General features: G+C 40.3%; 18 protein-coding genes. All 18 read right to left on the minus strand.

The features are described from left to right. Positions 1–11 precede the first annotated feature (11 nt). Positions 12–2,657: a DNA mismatch repair protein MutS gene (gene mutS, locus ACTQXY_RS05625; protein WP_441658668.1), complete on the minus strand. Its 2,646-nt coding sequence runs from the start codon at positions 2,655–2,657 to the stop codon at positions 12–14. A gap of 90 nt (positions 2,658–2,747) precedes the next feature. Further along, positions 2,748–3,164: a putative ABC transporter permease gene (locus ACTQXY_RS05630; protein WP_044987133.1), complete on the minus strand. Its 417-nt coding sequence runs from the start codon at positions 3,162–3,164 to the stop codon at positions 2,748–2,750. A gap of 72 nt (positions 3,165–3,236) precedes the next feature. Further along, positions 3,237–4,652, minus strand: a complete 1,416-nt coding sequence (gene miaB, locus ACTQXY_RS05635; RefSeq protein WP_441658696.1) for a tRNA (N6-isopentenyl adenosine(37)-C2)-methylthiotransferase MiaB — start codon at positions 4,650–4,652, stop codon at positions 3,237–3,239. A 61-nt stretch (positions 4,653–4,713) separates the two neighbouring features. Further along, complete coding sequence (locus tag ACTQXY_RS05640) at positions 4,714–4,896, minus strand: DUF4250 domain-containing protein (protein WP_441658669.1); 183 nt, start codon at positions 4,894–4,896, stop codon at positions 4,714–4,716. Further along, positions 4,889–5,437, minus strand: a complete 549-nt coding sequence (locus ACTQXY_RS05645; RefSeq protein ID WP_441658670.1) for a 5-formyltetrahydrofolate cyclo-ligase — start codon at positions 5,435–5,437, stop codon at positions 4,889–4,891. The genes ACTQXY_RS05640 and ACTQXY_RS05645 overlap by 8 nt, the downstream gene beginning before the upstream one ends. Then, positions 5,415–5,636, minus strand: coding sequence for a DUF896 domain-containing protein (locus ACTQXY_RS05650; RefSeq protein WP_004612560.1), 222 nt, complete (start codon positions 5,634–5,636; stop codon positions 5,415–5,417). The genes ACTQXY_RS05645 and ACTQXY_RS05650 overlap by 23 nt, the downstream gene beginning before the upstream one ends. Before the next feature lie 89 nt (positions 5,637–5,725). Then, positions 5,726–6,091, minus strand: a complete 366-nt coding sequence (locus tag ACTQXY_RS05655) for a hypothetical protein (RefSeq protein WP_441658671.1) — start codon at positions 6,089–6,091, stop codon at positions 5,726–5,728. A 47-nt stretch (positions 6,092–6,138) separates the two neighbouring features. Then, a complete protein-coding gene (locus ACTQXY_RS05660) occupies positions 6,139–6,960 on the minus strand; it encodes a pyridoxamine kinase (protein WP_441658672.1) in 822 nt (273 codons plus the stop codon). A gap of 1 nt (position 6,961) precedes the next feature. After that, the gene (locus ACTQXY_RS05665) at positions 6,962–8,626 is read right to left on the minus strand and encodes an oligosaccharide flippase family protein (RefSeq protein WP_441658673.1); all 1,665 of its coding nucleotides are present in this window, start codon (positions 8,624–8,626) and stop codon (positions 6,962–6,964) included. A gap of 21 nt (positions 8,627–8,647) precedes the next feature. Beyond that, positions 8,648–9,142, minus strand: coding sequence for an rRNA maturation RNase YbeY (gene ybeY, locus ACTQXY_RS05670; protein WP_441658674.1), 495 nt, complete (start codon positions 9,140–9,142; stop codon positions 8,648–8,650). Continuing rightward, entirely contained in the window at positions 9,142–10,128 is a 987-nt protein-coding gene (locus ACTQXY_RS05675; RefSeq protein WP_441658675.1) for a PhoH family protein, read from the minus strand. The genes ybeY and ACTQXY_RS05675 overlap by 1 nt, the downstream gene beginning before the upstream one ends. A gap of 52 nt (positions 10,129–10,180) precedes the next feature. Beyond that, complete coding sequence (locus ACTQXY_RS05680; RefSeq protein ID WP_441658676.1) at positions 10,181–11,389, minus strand: sporulation protein YqfD; 1,209 nt, start codon at positions 11,387–11,389, stop codon at positions 10,181–10,183. 12 nt (positions 11,390–11,401) lie between these two features. Then, a complete protein-coding gene (gene yqfC, locus ACTQXY_RS05685; protein ID WP_004612552.1) occupies positions 11,402–11,686 on the minus strand; it encodes a sporulation protein YqfC in 285 nt (94 codons plus the stop codon). Positions 11,687–11,726: 40 nt separating this feature from the next. After that, entirely contained in the window at positions 11,727–13,064 is a 1,338-nt protein-coding gene (locus ACTQXY_RS05690) for an MATE family efflux transporter (RefSeq protein WP_441658677.1), read from the minus strand. Then, positions 13,039–15,726, minus strand: coding sequence for an NYN domain-containing protein (locus tag ACTQXY_RS05695; protein ID WP_441658678.1), 2,688 nt, complete (start codon positions 15,724–15,726; stop codon positions 13,039–13,041). Before ACTQXY_RS05695 ends, ACTQXY_RS05690 begins: the two co-directional genes overlap by 26 nt. Before the next feature lie 11 nt (positions 15,727–15,737). Next, positions 15,738–18,068, minus strand: a complete 2,331-nt coding sequence (locus tag ACTQXY_RS05700; RefSeq protein WP_441658679.1) for an HAD-IC family P-type ATPase — start codon at positions 18,066–18,068, stop codon at positions 15,738–15,740. A gap of 116 nt (positions 18,069–18,184) precedes the next feature. Further along, positions 18,185–18,889, minus strand: a complete 705-nt coding sequence (locus tag ACTQXY_RS05705; RefSeq protein WP_441658680.1) for an exonuclease domain-containing protein — start codon at positions 18,887–18,889, stop codon at positions 18,185–18,187. Continuing rightward, the gene (locus tag ACTQXY_RS05710; RefSeq protein WP_441658681.1) at positions 18,886–19,572 is read right to left on the minus strand and encodes a YkgJ family cysteine cluster protein; all 687 of its coding nucleotides are present in this window, start codon (positions 19,570–19,572) and stop codon (positions 18,886–18,888) included. Before ACTQXY_RS05710 ends, ACTQXY_RS05705 begins: the two co-directional genes overlap by 4 nt. Positions 19,573–19,586: the final 14 nt, after the last annotated feature.

The raw sequence follows: 19,586 nt of genomic DNA on the forward strand, positions 1-19,586 counted from the left end.
TCTTTTCACAATTACCATCTGTTCTTCAGTTTGTTCTGCAAACGATAAATCGTATTCAGTGCATCCATCGGAGTCAGATGTGCAACGTCAAGCTCTTCTAGTTCTTTTAAGACATCATCATCCTTTACCGTGTCAAACAGCGACATCTGTGCCAAATCCACCTCATCGTATTTTTTCATCTTCTTTTTCGTATCCCCAGACTGCACGGAAATGTCGCGTACTCTTGTTGTGATATCAGCCTCACTTAGTTCACTTACAATTTCTTTTGCCCGTGCAATAACAGATTCCGGCACGCCGGCAAGCTTTGCAACTTGAATTCCATAGCTTTTGTCTGCTCCACCTTTTACAATTTTTCGCAGGAAAACAATATCGTCTCCTTTTTCTTTGACGGCGATACAATAGTTATTCACACTGTCAATCTTTCCTTCCAGCTCTGTCAGTTCGTGATAATGTGTTGCAAAAAGCGTCTTTGCCCCCAACAGTTTACCGTTACTGATATGTTCCACAACTGCCCAGGCAATACTAAGACCGTCAAAAGTACTTGTCCCACGCCCGATTTCATCTAGGATTAAGAGACTTTTACTTGTGGCATTTCGCAAAATATTTGCAACCTCTATCATCTCCACCATAAATGTACTCTGTCCGGATGCAAGATCATCAGATGCTCCCACACGGGTAAAAATACGATCTACAATTCCGATATTCGCTGTCTCCGCAGGCACGAAAGATCCAATCTGCGCCATGAGAACAATCAGCGCTGTCTGACGCATATAAGTGGACTTTCCTGCCATATTCGGTCCTGTAATAATGGACACACGATTCTTTTTATCATCCAGATAAGTGTCGTTTGCAATAAACATATCATTTGGAATCATCTTCTCCACAACCGGATGACGTCCGTTTTTTATGTCGATGACGCCCTTTTCGTTAATCTTCGGACGCACATAATTGTTGCGTTCTGCGACGAGTGCCAATGATGCAAACACATCGATCTGTGCGATTGCCTTCGCTGTCTTTTGAATTCGAACGACCTCATCTGCAATCGTGTCTCGAACATTGCAATACAGTTCATATTCCAACGCATACAGCTTATCTTCCGCGCCTAAAATAGTATCTTCCAATTCTTTCAATCTCGGAATGATATAGCGCTCTGCATTGGCGAGTGTCTGTTTTCTTGTATAGTAATCCGGGACAAGTTCCTTGTAAGAATTCGTCACCTCTAAATAATAACCAAATACTTTATTGTACTTGATTTTTAAATTTTTGATGCCTGTCTTTTCCCGCTCTTCTGCTTCCAGTTCAGCAAGCCAGGTCTTTCCTTCCGTCTTTGCATTGCGAAGCTTATCTACATCCGGGTGATAGCCTTCTTTGATAATACCGCCCTCTTTCATTGCAAGCGGCGGTTCCTCGCAGATTGCATGCTGAATTAACTGGCACAACTCTTCAAGTGTATCCAGTTCTTCATATAATTCTTTCAAAAGTGGAGTCTTCATATCTCCCAAAATATATTTGATATGCGGAAGCATCTCCAAAGAACTTTTAAATGCAATCAAATCTCTTGGATTTGCTGACTGGTAACTGATCTTACTGATCAGACGTTCCAAGTCATATACCGGTGTTAAATATTCCCGGATCTCTTCTCTGGAAATCGCATCATCTTTTAGCTCACCTACTGCATCTAGTCGCTTTATGACCTCTTCTTTATGAATAAGTGGTTGTTCCACAAAACTTCTAAGTGTTCTGGCTCCCATTGCAGTCTTCGTCTTATCAAGCACCCATAACAGAGATCCTCTTTTTTGCTTTTCACGCAAAGTCTCACACAGCTCCAGATTTCGTCTGGATGAGCTGTCAAGCAGCATGTATTTTCCGGTTGTGTAACTGATGATGCCTGTCAGATGTGCAAGTGAAGTCTTCTGCGTCTCATACAGATATTGAAGCAGTGCTCCGGCAGCGATCAGACCACAGTTATAATCTGTCAGTCCAAGCCCTTCCAAAGAAGATACTTTAAAATGATCTTTTAATACTTTTGTACACATTGCATCATCAAAATACCATGTATCTAACGAATAAATCGTAATCCCCAGCCGATTTTTCAGATCCTCAAGATCCAATCCGCTCATATAAAGGGATTCATTGCAGATGATCTCAGAGGGAGAAAATTTTGCAATTTCATCCCCAAGCTTTCTCCCACTGTCGAGTTCTGTCACAAAATAATCTCCGGTAGACACATCTGCTACCGAAAGTCCATAGCGGTCGGCAATGTAAACGATACACATAATATAATTATTTTTTGTCTCATCCAACGCTTGTGTGTTAATATTGGTTCCCGGTGTCACAATGCGGACCACTTCACGTTTCACGATACCTTTTGCAAATTTTGGTTCTTCCACCTGCTCACAGATTGCTACTTTATAACCCTTTTGTACCAGTTTTGTAAGATATCCTTCCACAGCATGATAAGGAACGCCGCACATCGGTGCCCGTTCCTCAAGTCCACAGTTTTTTCCGGTTAATGTAATGTCCAGCTCCTTTGTGACGGTAAGCGCATCATCAAAGAACATTTCATAAAAATCGCCTAATCTATAAAATAAGATGCAGTCTTTGTACTGTTCTTTTGTCTCCATATATTGCTGCATCATAGGGGTTAATTCTGCCACGTTGTTTCTCCTTTGTATTCTGTCATTCTAATGATACAGAGTAAAGTATAGCGGAAAATCAAAAAAAATACAAATGGAAAACCAGATTTTTTACAGCACATGATATTTCGGTTTCTCCTCTCCATAAATCCAATGTAAAAGATAGCCACTCAAAAAAATCCCAAGTGCACATAGACCGGAGAAAATAATTGTAAACGGAAGACAGATTTGACCGAACAGCTGAAATGGCTGATCACTGTAATCCCAGACAGCCCAACCAAGCCATTTATTGACGATTATTCCTGTGATGAACTCTCCCGCAGTCACGAATATCGTGCATCGGAGTACCTGCATCCAAAGAGGATCACTCCATTTTACTGCCATCCCCTGTACTCCAAAAAACAGCAGACAAAATCCTCCAAGCAAAAACATAGACCAATGCGAAAAACCGCGAAAAATCATTTCAAACGTGTAGTACAGAGTCCCTCCAAGCGTCCATAAAAATAAATATTCACTGAGTTTTTTCATTAAAAAACGTCCTTCCCATGTAATTTCCATATTACATAGTTTGGACGCTTTTTTTTAAATTATAGTTGGAAGTTATTTCATTTCTCCAAGATAATAAAATCCTTTGCATTCTTTCAGATTCACATCAACAATTTTCCCGATAAGGCTTTCATCCCCCTTAAAATGAACCAAGATGTTATTGCTCAGACGACCTGTCACAAGTGAGTCATCATGATCATTCATAGATTCGACCAAAACAGGCTGTGTGGTTCCTTCATGTACACTACACACCTCTGCGGAAATCTCCTGAACTTCTTTTAGCAGACGGTCAAAACGACCTTTCACAACATCATCAGGTATCTGCTCCTCCATAATGGCAGCAGGTGTTCCAGTACGTTTGGAGTAGATGAAGGTAAATGCACTGTCATAACGAACCTTTTTCACAACATCCATTGTCTCTAGAAAATCTTCCTCTGTCTCTCCTGGGAATCCGACAATGATATCCGTTGTCAGCGAGATATCCGGCACAGCTTCTTTGATTTTGCGGACTAACTCCAAATACTGCTCTTTTGTATAATGCCGATTCATCTTTTTCAGAATCTCAGTACTTCCTGACTGAACCGGAAGATGTAAATGTTTACAGATCTTCTTAGAGTGGCGCATCACCTCAATCAATTCATCGGATAAATCTTTTGGATGAGAAGTCATGAAACGGATTCGTTCCAATCCTTCAATTTTTTCAATTTCCTGCAAAAGCTCAGCAAAAGTCATCGGCTCATCCAGATTTTTCCCATAAGAATTGACATTTTGTCCAAGTAGCATCACTTCCAAAACACCGTCGGCAACAAGCGCTTCAATCTCCCGAATAATATCTTTTGGATTTCGGCTCCGCTCACGCCCACGGACATATGGAACGATACAATAACTACAGAAATTATTGCATCCAAACATGATATTGACTCCGGATTTGAATGAGAACTTACGCTCACTTGGAAGATCTTCTACAATCTTATCCGTATCTTTCCAGATATCAATGACCATTCTCTCCGATTCAAAACGAGTGGCAATGAGTTCTGCAAATTTATAAATATTATGTGTTCCGAAAATCAAATCTACAAAACGATAACTTTTCTTTAATTTTTCTACAACTTCCGGTTCTTGCATCATGCATCCGCAAAGTCCGATCATCATGTGTGGATTGGACTTTTTGACATGTTTCAGCTGACCGAGACGTCCGTAAACACGCATATTTGCATTTTCACGCACCGTACATGTATTATAAATGACAAAATCCGCTTTGTCTTCATCCGGCTCCTCCACATATCCAATCTGTTCGAGCACACCGACAAGCTTTTCTGAATCTCTTGCATTCATCTGACATCCAAATGTTGTCACACAAAACGTCAATGGTCTTTGCAGCTCATCTGATACCTGTTTCACATAGGCACGTGCTTTTTTCATAAAATAGTATTGACGCTCCGGCTCATTAACCGGTGCCTCTTTTGTCATATCGATTTTCTCTAAATAAGTCTCTATATTTTTCAATGTATATGTATCCTTTCGTAATTTATTATATGAACCGATTTTGCTCCGGGTCATATTCATAGTCAATCTCCGCAAGTCGCTTTTTCAAAGTCTCACTGTCAATCTGAAGTTCCTCACAAAGCAAATCCAAATTTGGGTAATAATCTCTCAATTTGGTGTTGATTACACTCAACAGAAGCATAGGGTCTTTCGGTAATTCTTCAAACATAATAATTTTCCTCCGTAATAATTCCGTCCGGTCGCATATCATAACTGTCTGTGGGAATGGAATCCACTACCTGAAATTCAAATGCAAGAGCAAGTGTTCGATATTGCTGATGCTTTATGAGATATTTATCATAAAATCCTTTTCCGTATCCGATCCGGTTCCGATTCTGGTCAAACGCACTTCCAGGTAAGAGCACAAGCACCGAGTCACCTTTCGCCTTCTTTTTCGTGACAGGTTCCCAAATACCAGAATATCCTTTTTCCAGCTCATCAAACCTTTGCACATAATAGAATTCCATATCATCTCCTTGTACTTTGGGAACAGCAGTCTTTTTGTGCAGTTCCCATGCCTTTTCTATGATACGGCGTGTTCCGACTTCATGGCGATAATCCATGTAGCAGTAAATCTCTCTTGCCTCCAAAAAGAATGGATGTTCTGTCAGGCGCTTCAAAATGAGGTTACTTTTAAACTCCCATTCTTCCTGTGTCATATGCGCTCGCTTTTCTAAAATGCGTGCTCTAATGTCCTTTTTTATTTCCATATTTTTCACCAAGATTTGTAATCGAACCGTCCAATTCCTGGATAGAGATATTGTCTAACTGTCCACGCAGATTTCGCTTGAAAGAATCAACAAATTCTCTTCTTAACACTTTTTGTTCTTTTTTTTCTGCATCGGTCAGTCCGACTGTTTTAGATTTTTTATATAATTCATTAATTCTTTGAATTTTTTCGTCTGTCATTTTCTTTTGTCCCTTCCTTCTAATACTTCTCTTATATTACACTATATTCTTTTTGAAGTCCACTGTTGATTCCTGCACAGAATAACCTTTTAACTGGAATAATTTTCTAAGAACCCATAAACTTGTCCTACAGTATCTGCCTTTTTTCCCTTTTTTACTTCTTTTTGAATTTCTTCTGGAAGATACTGTGTTTCAATTGTCGTATATTCGTAGACAGTTTTTCCATCTGATAAGTATACAATAATATAACCATCTTTTTCTTTGATAATATAACCATCTTCCTTTTGAGCAGAACCTTTTGTCTCTACTACATGTTCCTGCTTTTTCTGGATATCTCTCTGTTTTGCCTCCAGTTTACGCATTGCTCGATCATAACTTAACTGATATGCACATACAAGGACTAATGTAAACACGATCATTCCAATCAAAAAACCAATACCATATCTTTTTTTCATAAGGACAACTCCTTTTTTATTATACAGTATTGGTTTTCTTTTTTATTTTATACAAGCATATGAAGATTTCGCTCTATAATCAAGCCTTCTCGATCTTCGTAATCATAACGATCACTCTCCTGCATACATGCATATACAAATTGATGCGCAAGCTCTAATGCCTCTGCAAGCGTGTGTCCATTCAAGTAAGCTCCGACAAACACACCATCAAACGTGTCCCCGGTTCCATGATATTCACTAAAAAGACTTTCTTTTTCAAACAGCTGAAACTGTTCATTTTCGTAAAGCACAATTCCTTTTTTTCCAAAAGAACAGGGAACACTTGTCATAACAATTTTTTTCGCTCCGAATTTTTCTAAATCCTGACAGATTGCAAGAAGAGTTTCCTGTGTCATGTTTTCTGAGTAGAAATCTCCAGTAAGAAGACATCCTTCTGTGATATTAGGCAAGATAATGCTTGCATACGGAAGCAGCCGCCTCATCGATTCGCCATAGACACTGTCAAAATTTGTATAATATCTGCCATGATCTCCCATGATCGGATCAAGAATCACTTCTGCATCTGGAAAACAGGAAAGAAAATATTCTACTGCTTCAATCATCCCTTCGCTTCCCAAATATCCTACAAAAATCAAATCAAATGTCACCTGATTGGCAACATAGTGTTCTGCACATTCACGGATATAGGTTGTGGATATTTTTTCCATAGCCGGCTTCCCATAGCCACCCGTATGTGTCGACAATAAGATTGTCGGGATTGGACAAGCTTCAATTCCCATAACACTCAAAACAGGAACCATATTAGTTAGTGCCGCCTTTCCGACACCACACAAATCATGTAACAACGCTACCTTTTTTACTGGTCTCATTTTATGCATACTCCTCTTTTACCAAATGTAATTTTCGAAACAACGAAAGCAGTGTGCTTCCTTTTGGAAGTGCCAAGATCTCTTCAGAAGAAAGCCCGCCTAACTTTAGAAGAGACACAGCATATATAAGCACAGCCACAATTAAGGCAATAATCACAGCGACATTTTGACTTATCACAAGATTACATAAGAAATAAATCACAAAAGCCGCCCCTCCCATAACAATTGATGCAATGGACGGTATAAGAAAAGTATTCTTTACCTCCTGACGATAACCTGCATCATGTTTGAGAGAACGGGCATTTAAAATACACATAGAAAGTGAAAAAATAATATTGCTTGCTACAACTGCGTAGATTCCCATTTTAAAAATTACAAGCATAATGAGAAGCCCCACTAAATGGATACCAAGCGAAATCGCACCATGTTTTACAGGTGTTGTCATCTTATTTAATCCCTGTAAAATTGCATTTGTAACTGTAGACATACAATAAAATACAACCGTGATGGCACCAAGACGCAGCATATTTGCTGAAATGTCAATATTTCCGTTGAATAAAAGTGCCAAAATCGGATTTGCTAATACGAGAAATCCAACAAAACTTGGGATTGCAATCATCATAGAAAAGCGAATAGCCATTGCAATCTTACTGTGAATCTGTTTTTTATTTCCAACTGCCACGGCTGCTGTAAGGCTTGGAATTAAAGACGCTCCAAGGGCATTTGCCACTGCCAAAGGAATGTTGATTAACACATTATAATGACTGCTGAATCGTCCCAGCAGATCTGAGCGTTCTTTTAAAGAATGTCCCTGTGCTGACATAATACTTCCGAACATTCCGATGTCGATTGTCTCACTGATATTGTAGATTGCCGTGCTCAAAATAACAGGTGCGATGGTCATTAAGAGAATCATATAAATCTCACGGTAACTCTCTCTTTTTTTACTGTGGTCTCGCTTAAGTTGTTTTTTGATTGTCGGTGAATAGATCTTCATGACAAACAGTAAGAACAATAAGCCAAACAGCGCACCACAAACTGTTCCAAGTGTTCCTCCTGCCGCTCCATACGCATACGCTACAGAGTCATTGTTCGCTTTTTCCGCTGCTTTTTTCCCCATCTCAAGCAGATAACTCGCCCCGATGATACTGACGACGGCATTGACAATCTGCTCTAAAATCTGCGAAATTGCAGTTGGCATCATTGTTCCCATTCCTTGGAAAAATCCACGTAAGACTCCCATTACAGCTACAATCAGAAGTCCTGGTGCCAACACGCGAAGCGCATAGGCGCTCGGAGCCATCGACATGATTGTTTTCGCAATAAAATCCGAAAAAAAGAAAACAATGCAGGCGACAGCACTTCCCACAATAAAAGCAAACCAAAGTGCACCTTTAAAAATACGCATGGCGTTTTTTCGTTCACCTTTAGAAACTCTTGCAGAGATTAGTTTGGAAACTGCTAACGGAAGACTGTAGGAAGTCAAAAGTAGTGCGATATTGTAAATAGAAAATGCAGTGGCATAAAATCCTTGCCCTTCTGTTCCCAAAATATTGGCGACCGGAATACGATATACGATCCCTATGATTCTTGTAATAATTCCTGCAACAGCGAGAATCATTCCCTGCATTAAGAAACTATTGTTTTTCTTTTGTTTTGCTACCATAAATTTCCTCACTACCTTCTGCTAACGCAATATTTGCAGACCTTCTAATATCTCCGCCTGCTTTCTTTCCATCACAGCCCGCTCTTCTTCTTCCATATGATCAAAACCAAACAGATGAAGCATACTGTGCGCAATTAAAAAAGCGTATTCCCGCTCAATGGAATGTCCATATTCTTCTGCCTGTGAAATTACTTTTTCTTTCGAAATCACAATGTCTCCAAGCATCAGTTCTCCGTTCTCCGGATTAAAATACTCAATAGCATCTTCCAAGAAAGAAAATGATCCAGCCGTCTCATAGTCTACCATCGGGAAGGAAAGTACATCCGTCGCGCGATCAATTCCACGAAAATTACGGTTCATCTCCTCAATCTCATCATTCATTGTCAAAAGCAAATTCACCTCTGCCTCATATGGGCATTCTACATAATCCAAAGCCATCTCAATTACTTTTACCGCAAGTTCCTCGCAAGGAAGTGAAAGCTTCAAACTGCCCTCTTCTTCAAATAATAAAGTCATTATTTTCTCCTTTTGTCTCTCGGACGTTCTTTCTTTTGTTCAAATTCTTCGTACGCTTTTACAATCTTCTGGACCAAAGGATGTCTGACAACATCTTTGCTGGACAAATTACAGATTGCAATATCATCAATGTTGCGAACTACTTTTGTCGCAATATCCAACCCAGACACCATTCCGGACGGAAGGTCTTTTTGTGTGGAGTCTCCTGTAATTACCACTTTTGAGCCAAAACCGATTCTGGTCAGAAACATCTTCATCTGAGCTGGTGTCGTATTTTGTGCCTCGTCCAAAATAATAAATGCATTGTCAAGTGTACGCCCTCTCATGTACGCCAAAGGAGCCACTTCAATCAACCCTTTTTCTGAATTTTTGATAAAACTGTCTGCTCCCATAATTTGATACAGCGCATCATACAATGGTCTTAAGTACGGATCGATCTTACTTTGCAGATCTCCTGGAAGGAAACCAAGCTTTTCTCCCGCTTCAATAGCCGGACGTGTCAAGATGATTCTTCCCACTTCGTTATTCTTAAACGCCGTAATCGCCATCGCCATCGCAAGATATGTCTTTCCGGTTCCGGCAGGTCCAAGTCCGAATACGATCATCTGTTTTCGGATTGCATCCACATATTTCTTCTGCCCGAGCGTCTTTGGCTTAATTGGTTTTCCTTGCAGTGTATGACAGATAATGTCCTTGTCAATCTCTACGATTCCCTTTTCATTGTCCTCAAAGACCAGGGAAATCGCATAGTCTACATTTTGTTCTGTGATGGTGTTACCCCGCTTTGACAGCTCCACAAGCTGCTCCATCACTCGTTTTGCCTGATTCACACGCTGCGCTTCTCCTAAAATCTTCGTATGCCCATCCCGTGCGATTAATGTCACTTGTAAAGTACGCTCTATCTTCTTTGCAAATGCATCAAACTGCCCGAATATATTCTTTTCATGTGCAACAGGTATTTCTATGAATTCTTCCAGTATACTCATTTGCCTATCCTTTCTATTTTCATAATCTTTTTTATTGTATCACAGAAAATCACTAGAAATCAATCTTTTCCGTTTCTTTATGTTCCCCAATTTTCTCTCGTACTCGAAGCGTCCCTTTTGCCTTTGCACTATTTTTTTGTAAATAAATCTTCACATCTTTTTGCAATATTTCGATCTTCTTTTCTTCTAGTTCCTTGCAGAACAACTGAAACTCCTCACTTAAAAGTATCCTCATTTCTTCTTGCGTGTATACTTTTTCTTTTGATTCGTATTGGCGGATTTCTCTGATTCCCCAGGATATGGGAAGATAAAAATGTTCCCCGATTTTTAAGCGCCTCTCACTTGTGTAAATCTCTGCTTCCTGATAGCGGTTCTTCCACCCTCCCAAAGTGCCCAAATAGTTTCCAACTCTGAGATAAAAAGCTTTTTTCTTAACATCGGTATACTTTTTTTCCGAGTGAGAAAAACGATGCTCATTTTCATATTCCAAAGTAGTCTCCGCCTCAATATCTGCATCTGCATTCTGATAGTGGTAATTGACAATTTCCCCTGCATCATTTTTTACTTCGACTTTTCCTGAGACTAATATGTCCCCTTTTTTTACTTCATCGCCCGGCTTGACACAAGGAACCCCATTTCTTGTGACGATACTAGTAATCCGTCCGTCTTTGTCTGCCACAATGTCATTCGGCGGCTCTTCTTTTGCAGCCTCCATCGGGAATGTGTCTGTATTTTCTTTAACCTGAATCATCAGTCTGGTTCCGGTCACATATGCGGACACCCACACAATATCATCAAATTCTTTTCTGATATCTTTTACGATACGCTCACAATTCACTTTCTTTTTTAACATTCCGTGTTTAATGTGTTTGGACTCCAGAAACTCCAAAATGACCTCATCTGTTCTTGTGAAATTTCCTTCGATATGTATATTCCATACAAATAAAGACATGACATAAATGAATATCAAACAAAAGAGTATCCCGAAAAAAAACACTTTCCGTTTTCGATATCTGTGAAAAAAAAATGGCAGTCCAAGCCGATTTAAAATCGTCACCTTTGTCCTTGTCTTTTTCAGGATCGGTTTTAATTTTCTAAATCCCCGGATAGTAATAAACATCTCATAGCTGTTTTCTTTTGGCTCAAGCCCCCACAGATAGATTTGCTTACGGCTGCACAAATTTAAGAATCGCTCCGGGGAATATCCGGTTACCTGTATAAGCAGATACCCTTGTATATATCGAATGATTGTATTTAACACGCCTTATCCCCCTTAATGATATTCTATTGAAGTGATACGACCGGTAATTTTCATCTCATCGTTTGTGTAATAGTCAATTTGAAGTGATTTCCCAATAATTTTAATCTGACCGATTTTTGTCTGTATGCGAATTAATAAGTCGGTGTATTCAATAATACCTCTATAATTTTCCACACTCACTTCGTTCTGTCCGGTCATGGTGAGAATCGGGACACCCAGCACTACATCTTTCGGCATATTTGCCGCATCTGCCATGCGATTTATGAATGTTTTCTTTTCCATAAAAATGCCACACATATACTTTTATAGTAGTATATGTGCGGCTCCTGAAAAATATCTATTTTTTCATAAAATGATAATAGAGAAACCCGACTGCATCTGCAAGGAACCACCCAATTGGGATTGCCCACCAGATACCCACAATTCCGACTGCCGGGATTGCAGAAAGGACGTATGCCAAAAGGACACGTGTCCCCAGCGAAATTATCGTCAATACAATAGAAAACTGTGGTTTCCCAATTCCTCTGTAAAGACCATACAGTAAAAATAAAAATCCGATCAGACAGTAAAAAGGAGATACAATCCGCAAATAGCGAACTCCTTCGAAAATGACCTGTGTCTCAGATCCATCAATAAATAAACGCATGAGAGGTCCCGCAAACAGGACAACCAGCGTGGAAATAGCCACACAGGAACCGACAATCAATTTCAATGCAGAATTTTTCCCTTTTTCAATACGTTCCATCTTTCCTGCTCCACGGTTTTGTGCCACATAGGTGGAAAATGCATTCCCAAAATCCTGCACCGGCATGTATGCGAAACTGTCAATTTTCACAGCAGCTGCAAAACCAGCCATGACAATCACGCCGAAACTGTTCACCAAACCCTGTACCATCAAAATGCCGAAATTCATAATCGACTGCTGCACGCTTGTCAAAAGTGACTGATTCACGATCATACAGAACAATTCTCTCTCGCCTTTTAGCATCCGTTTGGAAATACTTACCTCTTTTACCTTCCACAGTGTATAGACTGCAATTCCTGCTGCCGATACTGCCTGCGCGATGACCGTGGCATAAGCTGCTCCGGATACTCCCATCTGAAACGGAACTACAAATATATAATCCAATACGATATTGACCACCGATGAAATCACCAAAAAAATCAGTGGCGTAAACGAATTTCCCATACTTCTAAGTACCGCAGTGAAATAATTATATAAAAACACAAATCCCATGCCACAGATAATGATAAATAAATATGCTCTTGTCATCTGGAAGATACTCGATTCGATATTCAAAAGATACAGCAGCTGATCAAGAAATACAAGACTTGCACCCGTGATCATTACAGTAACCGCCAAAATAAACAGAAAAGACTGAAACATACTTTGTTCCAGCTTTTCTCTCTGTCTTGAGCCGTAAAACCAGGAAAATACAATCCCGCTCCCCATACAAAGTCCGATAATGATCGAAGTAAGAAAGTTCATCGTCATATACGAAGAACCGACTGCGGCCAGCGCATCTGCACCGATAAATTTCCCCACGATCATCGTGTCCATCAAATTATATAACTGTTGAAATAAATTGCCTGCAATCAAAGGCAGTGCAAATACTACAATCGCTCTCATCTCATTGCCTGTTGTCAGGTCAATTGCCCCTGTTTTTTTCCTCATGTCTCTTTCCTATCTCATCAAATTCCAATCTTCCAAGCCGTACCTCATTCATCAGTTCTGCCATCTCCTCTGGGAGACTTTCAAACAGATAGTGCGATGCACTCTGTGGGCGGTTCAGGTGTTCGTTTCGAATCTCCTGATTGACTGTCAAAATTTCTTCCAAAAGCCCTTTAGCTGAAATTCGTTGTGCACCCTGCCCAAGAATGATCATCTGCTCTAACGCATCCGATGTCGCCACAGTCACATGATATTTCTTTCCGATCTCCTGCACTGTTTTCTCAATATACTGGTCCGCTGTCTCTGCCTCTTTGGTATACACTACATGAATGTTATGATATTTTTGTACTTCTCCTACATTTCCCGGTACTTTGTAGGCATCGAACACTAGAATCAAGGTCTGCTTCTTATATCCCTGATAATTGCTCAGAATATCCATCAGTTTCATCCTTGTAGCCTCGATGTTAATCTCCGACAATTCTTTTAAATCTTCCCACGCAAAAATGATATTGTATCCGTCTACCAGCAGATATTCCTTCTCCTTCACTTGTTTTTTCGAACGTCTTATGACTGTCTCAGGCGCCTGCACACGTTTTGAAAAAACATTCCGTTCTCTTTTGACAGGTCCATATGTTCGCTCAAAAATCGCTTTTAACTCTTCTTCATCGATGACCGGAGGCAATTCATAACTATTTCTCTGCTTTTCTTTTTCAACTGCTTTTTCCCGACTTTCTGTGTGCATATAGTCTTCTACCTGATCCCAGCCAACGTAAAACCCTGCGCCATGCGAACAAAATACGGAACCAGTTGGATTTTCTGTATCTGCCTCTGAATCATACCCATAAGCTGCAATAACTTCCTCGGTATTGTGGCACGGTTCGTATCCTTTCAATGTACAAAACAGCCTGCCGCACCCCCTTGTGTATGCAACGACCTCTCTTGGATAATCTCTCATCGCAGCAACGGGTGCTGTGCCAGTCAAAACGGCCATATCCTGCTCCATCTTCGGCGGATCAAATGCAGCTGACATTCTCTGCAAATCTGCCATCGCACGTCCGATCTGATCCGTCGGGACCTCCAATTGATATTCGTATACCGGCTCAAGCAAAACACTCTTTGCTTTTTTTAAGCCCTGTCTGACAGCCCTGTAAGTTGCCTGTCTGAAATCGCCTCCTTCAGTGTGTTTTTGATGTGCTTTTCCGGTAATCAGCGTAATTTTCATGTCAGTAATCTCAGACCCGGTCAGGACACCACGATGCGCCTTTTCTTCTAGATGTGTCAATATCAGCCGCTGCCAGTTGCGGTCTAAGATATCTTCACTGCAGTCGGTCTCAAAGACAAGTCCGCATCCCTGTGGGAGCGGTTCTAACAGCAGACGTACTTCCGCATAATGACGGAGCGGCTCAAAATGTCCGGCGCCCTCCACAGGCGCAGAAATCGTCTCTTTATATACAATATTTCCGGCGCCAAACTCGACCGCAGTCTGAAACCGTTCCAAAATCACACTTTTTAAAATCTCAATCTGCACCTCTCCCATCACCTGTGCGTGAATCTCATTGAACTGCTGATCCCATACAATATGAAGTTCCGGAATCTCTTCCTCCAACTGTTTTAATTTCAAGAACATTCCGTGCACATCACATCCATCCGGAAGCAGAATCTGATAATTTAATACCGGGGTAAGCATTGGGGCAGCCGCAGGCTTTTCTGCACCAAGACCATCACCGGAGTAGGTTTTGGACAGTCCCGTGACCGCACAGATTACCCCCGCCTTTGCTTCATTGACACTCTGATAAGAAGCCCCTGAATAAATTCGAATCTGATCTGCTTTTTCCTCTTCTTTCAAAAGCATCTTCACTTTTAATGTACCGCCTGTAACTTTCATGTGCGTGAGACGCATTCCTTGCGGATCTCTTGAAATCTTATATATTTTTGCTCCAAATTCTTCCGGATACACAGGACAGACCGTATAGCGATCCAGTGCATCCAAAAAAGTGTCCACTCCTTCTAACTTCAACGCAGAACCAAAATAGCATGGGAATACTTCTCTTCTCTGGATTGCAGTACAAATTTCTTGCTCTGTAATTGCCTCTCCTTCCAGATATTTTTCCAATAGACTCTCATTACACATGGCGACTGCCTCAAAAAAGGCATCGGAATCTTTCGGAAGGGTAAAATCGACACAGGATGGATCCAACCGCTTTTGAAGTTCTGTAAGCAGTTCTCTTTTGTCCGTCCCTGGCTGTTCCATCTTATTGACAAAGAGAAAAGCTGGTATCTTATATCTCTTTAGCAGACGCCACAGAGTCTGAACATGTCCCTGCACTCCATCCGCGCCGCTGATTACAAGCACTGCATAATCCAGCACTTGAAGTGTGCGCTCCATCTCCGCCGAAAAATCAACGTGTCCCGGAGTATCTAAAAACGTTACTACTTTGTCTTTTAATGTAACTTCAGCTTGTTTTGCAAAGATTGTGATTCCTCTTGAACGCTCTAATTCGAACGTGTCAAGATAGGCACTGCCGTGATCCACCCTCCCAAGTGTTCGAATGTTCCCACTTAAATATAATATACTTTCCGCAAGTGTTGTCTTTCCCGCATCCACATGGGCCAACAGACCCGCGCAAATATGTTTTTTTACTTTTTTAGGCTCCTCTTTGCCCATAAAAACGCCTCCTATTCCATTTTATGAGCTGACAGCTTTTGACCTCTTAACAACAAGAATAAAATAATAAGTCCTACAGCGAAAATGATCAGTGTTTTGCTAAGCATTCCCGCAGTCATAGCTGACAGATGAAAAAGAAACGGAAGTATATATAATACTCCAAACGTCCCAACGACCATTGATACGCAGATAAAAGTTCTTAATTTCGTAAACGGAATACAACTCTTTATCACTGCTGACATAGTTGTGAAAATGAGTAACAGATACATGACTGTCTGCGTCTGTTGTGTCGGAAGATCCAAGAACAATCTTACAGACATGATCATACCGATTATCACAAGTGCGAATGGCATCGCATTTGAAATTGCTGTTTTCAAGAAACGTCCTTTTACTTTTCTTGTGTCTGACTCAAAGATTGTAAGGAAAGATGGCCATGCTTCCATAGCAGCATCAATCAATGTGATCTGTATCGGAATAAACGGAAACGGCATATTGATCACAAGACAAAAGATAGTAAGCAAAACAGAATAGATTGTCTTAATAAAAAAGACACCTGCTGTTCTTGTTACGTTATTGATTACCCTTCGTCCCTGCAGAACAACCTGAGGTAAGTGCGTAAAATCAGACTCCATCAGTACAATCTGCGAAATCTGTCTGCTTGCATCGCTTCCTTCTGCGACCGCTATCGAACAATCCGCCTCGCGAAGTGCAAGAAGATCATTAACGCCATCTCCGGTCATTGCAACATGATGCCCCTTTCGCTTGAGTGCCATGACAAGCTGCTGCTTTTGTTTCGGTGTCACTCGTGCAAATACAGAATAATTTTCACATAATTCATCATAATCAACTGTTCCCTTCAATTCAGACATATCTATAGCCTTCTGCCACGTATGAAGACCTGCCTTTTTCGCCACCATAGAGACCGTCTTTACATGATCCCCTGAGATTACCTTGACATCTACCCCTTCTTTGTAGAAGTATTCCAATGTCTCTTTCGCATTTTTTCGAATACCATCTTCCAGGGAAATAAGATATAGTGGTTCTATACCTTGCGGAAGTTCTTCTTCATTTTCCCATTTCCCCCTATATAAGCCCATAGCGATTACTCGTAATCCCTGCTTGAGCATCTCTTCTGCCGCTTTGCACTCCTGCGTTAAAATTCGCTCCGGCGCACCGATAAAGACCGTTCCAATCCCCTCAAAACAGATTGCACCCCATTTTCTCTTAGATGAAAATGCGATTTTTTGTATCGCTGAAAAATTGCTGGCTGAAGAAAATTTACTTCTGAGCGCCTGCATTGTCACATTGTTGTCATCACTTTCTGCTATATAGGCATGTAACAGTTGTTCCGCCATCTGTTTCGTCATACCACCATCTTGCCTTTTTGCATTATTTTCCAGATAAACGAGATCTTTTACCTGCATTTTCCCATCGGTGAGTGTTCCTGTTTTATCCAGACATAACACATCGACATGCGCCAACGTCTCCAATGCATAAATATTCTGCACCAATATATTTTTCTTCGACAGATAAATGACACCATTCGCAAGTGATACAGATATCAAAAGAACTAACCCCTTCGGAAGCATACCAAGAAGAGCTGCGGATGAAGCTACCACTGAATTTTCCAAAGAGCTGCCACGAAGCAAATATGCTTCCAAAAACAGCAATACACCGAGCGGAACAATTAAATAGCTCGTGAACTTTGTCACCTTTTGCATAGAGCCCAAAAGCTCACTTTCTATCTTTTTCTCTTTTTTCACTTCCTCTGCCAGCTTTGTAGCATAATTTTCACTTCCGACATGTGTAACTTTTGCATAACATTTACCTGAAATGACAGAACTTCCCGAATATAGTTCACCGCCTTCTTCTTTTACTACAGCATCACTTTCGCCGGTAAGCAACGACTCGTTTACTTCGATCATGCCCCAAATCACTTCCGCATCGTTGCAGATCTGTTGTCCGCTTTCCAGTGCGAGGATATCATCTGAGACAATTTCTGACAGTTCTACTGTTTTTTCTTCTCCGTCCCTCAGCACCTTAATATGCGGACGATTCAATATCGATAAGTTGTCAACCAGTTTTTTCGCCTTGCATTCCTGTATAATCCCAACCGCTATATTTATCAGAATAATTGCAATAAAAACCATGTTGGAATATGCACCTACTGCAAAAAGCATAACTGCAATAATAAAGTTCAGAAGGTTAAATAGTGTAAAAATATTTTCTTTGAATATCTGTGTAGTTGTTTTTGTAATGGATTGAGGCATCGCCTGCCCCTGACCAGCCTCCTGCTTTTGTTTTACTTCTTGCTCTGTAAGACCTGTTATTGTTGTTTTCATACTGTTCCTCCTTATTTTTGTCCCCCCAGCATCTTACCACTTTATTTTTGCCTGACTATCATACCACAAAAAGCATTCGTATATCTCATTTTTTTATCTGTGAATAGTTTAAATTTCTATTTTCCATACTGTAAGATAATCCGGTCGATCATTTTGGACGCTTCACTTCTTGTCAATTCCTCAATCTTTTTTTGGGAAATGATTCTATGTTTCAAAAGAAGTGTATCCAAATAATTCTTTTGTTTCGGAGTGATTGGCTGCACCTTTTTTGGACGGTACAGCAATTGCTCCGGCTCAAATAATTGGGGTTCTGCCGGTTCAAAATAATGTGCCAGCATATGATAAATTTTTGCAGTCGCCAAGGCATCGTGATAAGCTCTGTGTGCCGCATTATTTACAATTTGATAATGTTCACACAGAGCTCCAAGGCTTTTGGATTCCATATTGTTATGTACTTTTCTTGCAATTTTCAGTGTATCAATTCCCTTTTTTTCGAATGTCTCACCATATTGATGCGCATATTTTTTTGTAAACTTATAGTCAAACATGATATTGTGCCCGACCAATACATGATCCTCACAAAAGTTTACAAAATCACGAATAATCTCCTCCGTATTTCTTGCATCTTTTACCATCTCATTTGTGATGCCTGTAATACCTGTGATCATTGGAGAAATCGGTTCATCCGGCTTTAGAAATTCCATAAATCGTTCCACAACTTTCCCATCTTGTACCTTCAATGCACCGATTTCAATAATATTGTCATTCTCTACATTCAATCCGGTTGTCTCCAAATCAAATGCCACATATGTCTTTATCATTTTTCGTACCCTTTTTGTAATTGTTCAATCACCGTTTTCGTCTTTATAAGACGGTTGTCAAACTGTGTATAAAAATCGTTCTTCATATCATATGGCTCAATAAAAAATGACTGTAGCACAAACAAATTAATCTTTTTGACACAGTCTTCATCCGTCATTTTCATAAGCTGCTCCTGCAATTCTATCACAAAATTATGCCAATTTAAAATATATGTTTCATTTTGTTTTAAGTCCGGAGTATCAATCCACTTTTTCACCTTCACTTTTGTGCGATTCTCTTTCTTACATTCGTGTATCTGTAGGAAATACTGAAAACCGCCATTTTCATAATATCTTCCAAGCGGAAACAAACGGCAGATACCCGGTCGGAAACTGTGGATGCTGCATCTTCCTTCTTTGTCTAAAAATGCACATCTTTCATGTGTACCACTCATTTTTAAATTGGGCAAAATCAAGCCATCTACCACATTCAGTTCAATCTTATCAGCCAAAAGTTCTTCAAATGTCACTTTTAAGTTTCCAGTCAATCTGTAAATATCCAGCGGATCCAAGAGAATAGACCGCCCCATTCCCTGACAACAGTCAAAGCAGCCGTGGCAATCACCACAGTCTGCTTTGACAAGATCATTTGGTCCATATAATTTTCCGTCTGATATTTCTTTCATATCTATTTCACGTTTCATAAGTACCTCATTTC

Origin of the sequence: Faecalimonas sp. LCP19S3_D12 (assembly GCF_052121495.1) — a bacterium.
In the GTDB taxonomy this organism is placed as follows: domain Bacteria; phylum Bacillota; class Clostridia; order Lachnospirales; family Lachnospiraceae; genus Faecalimonas.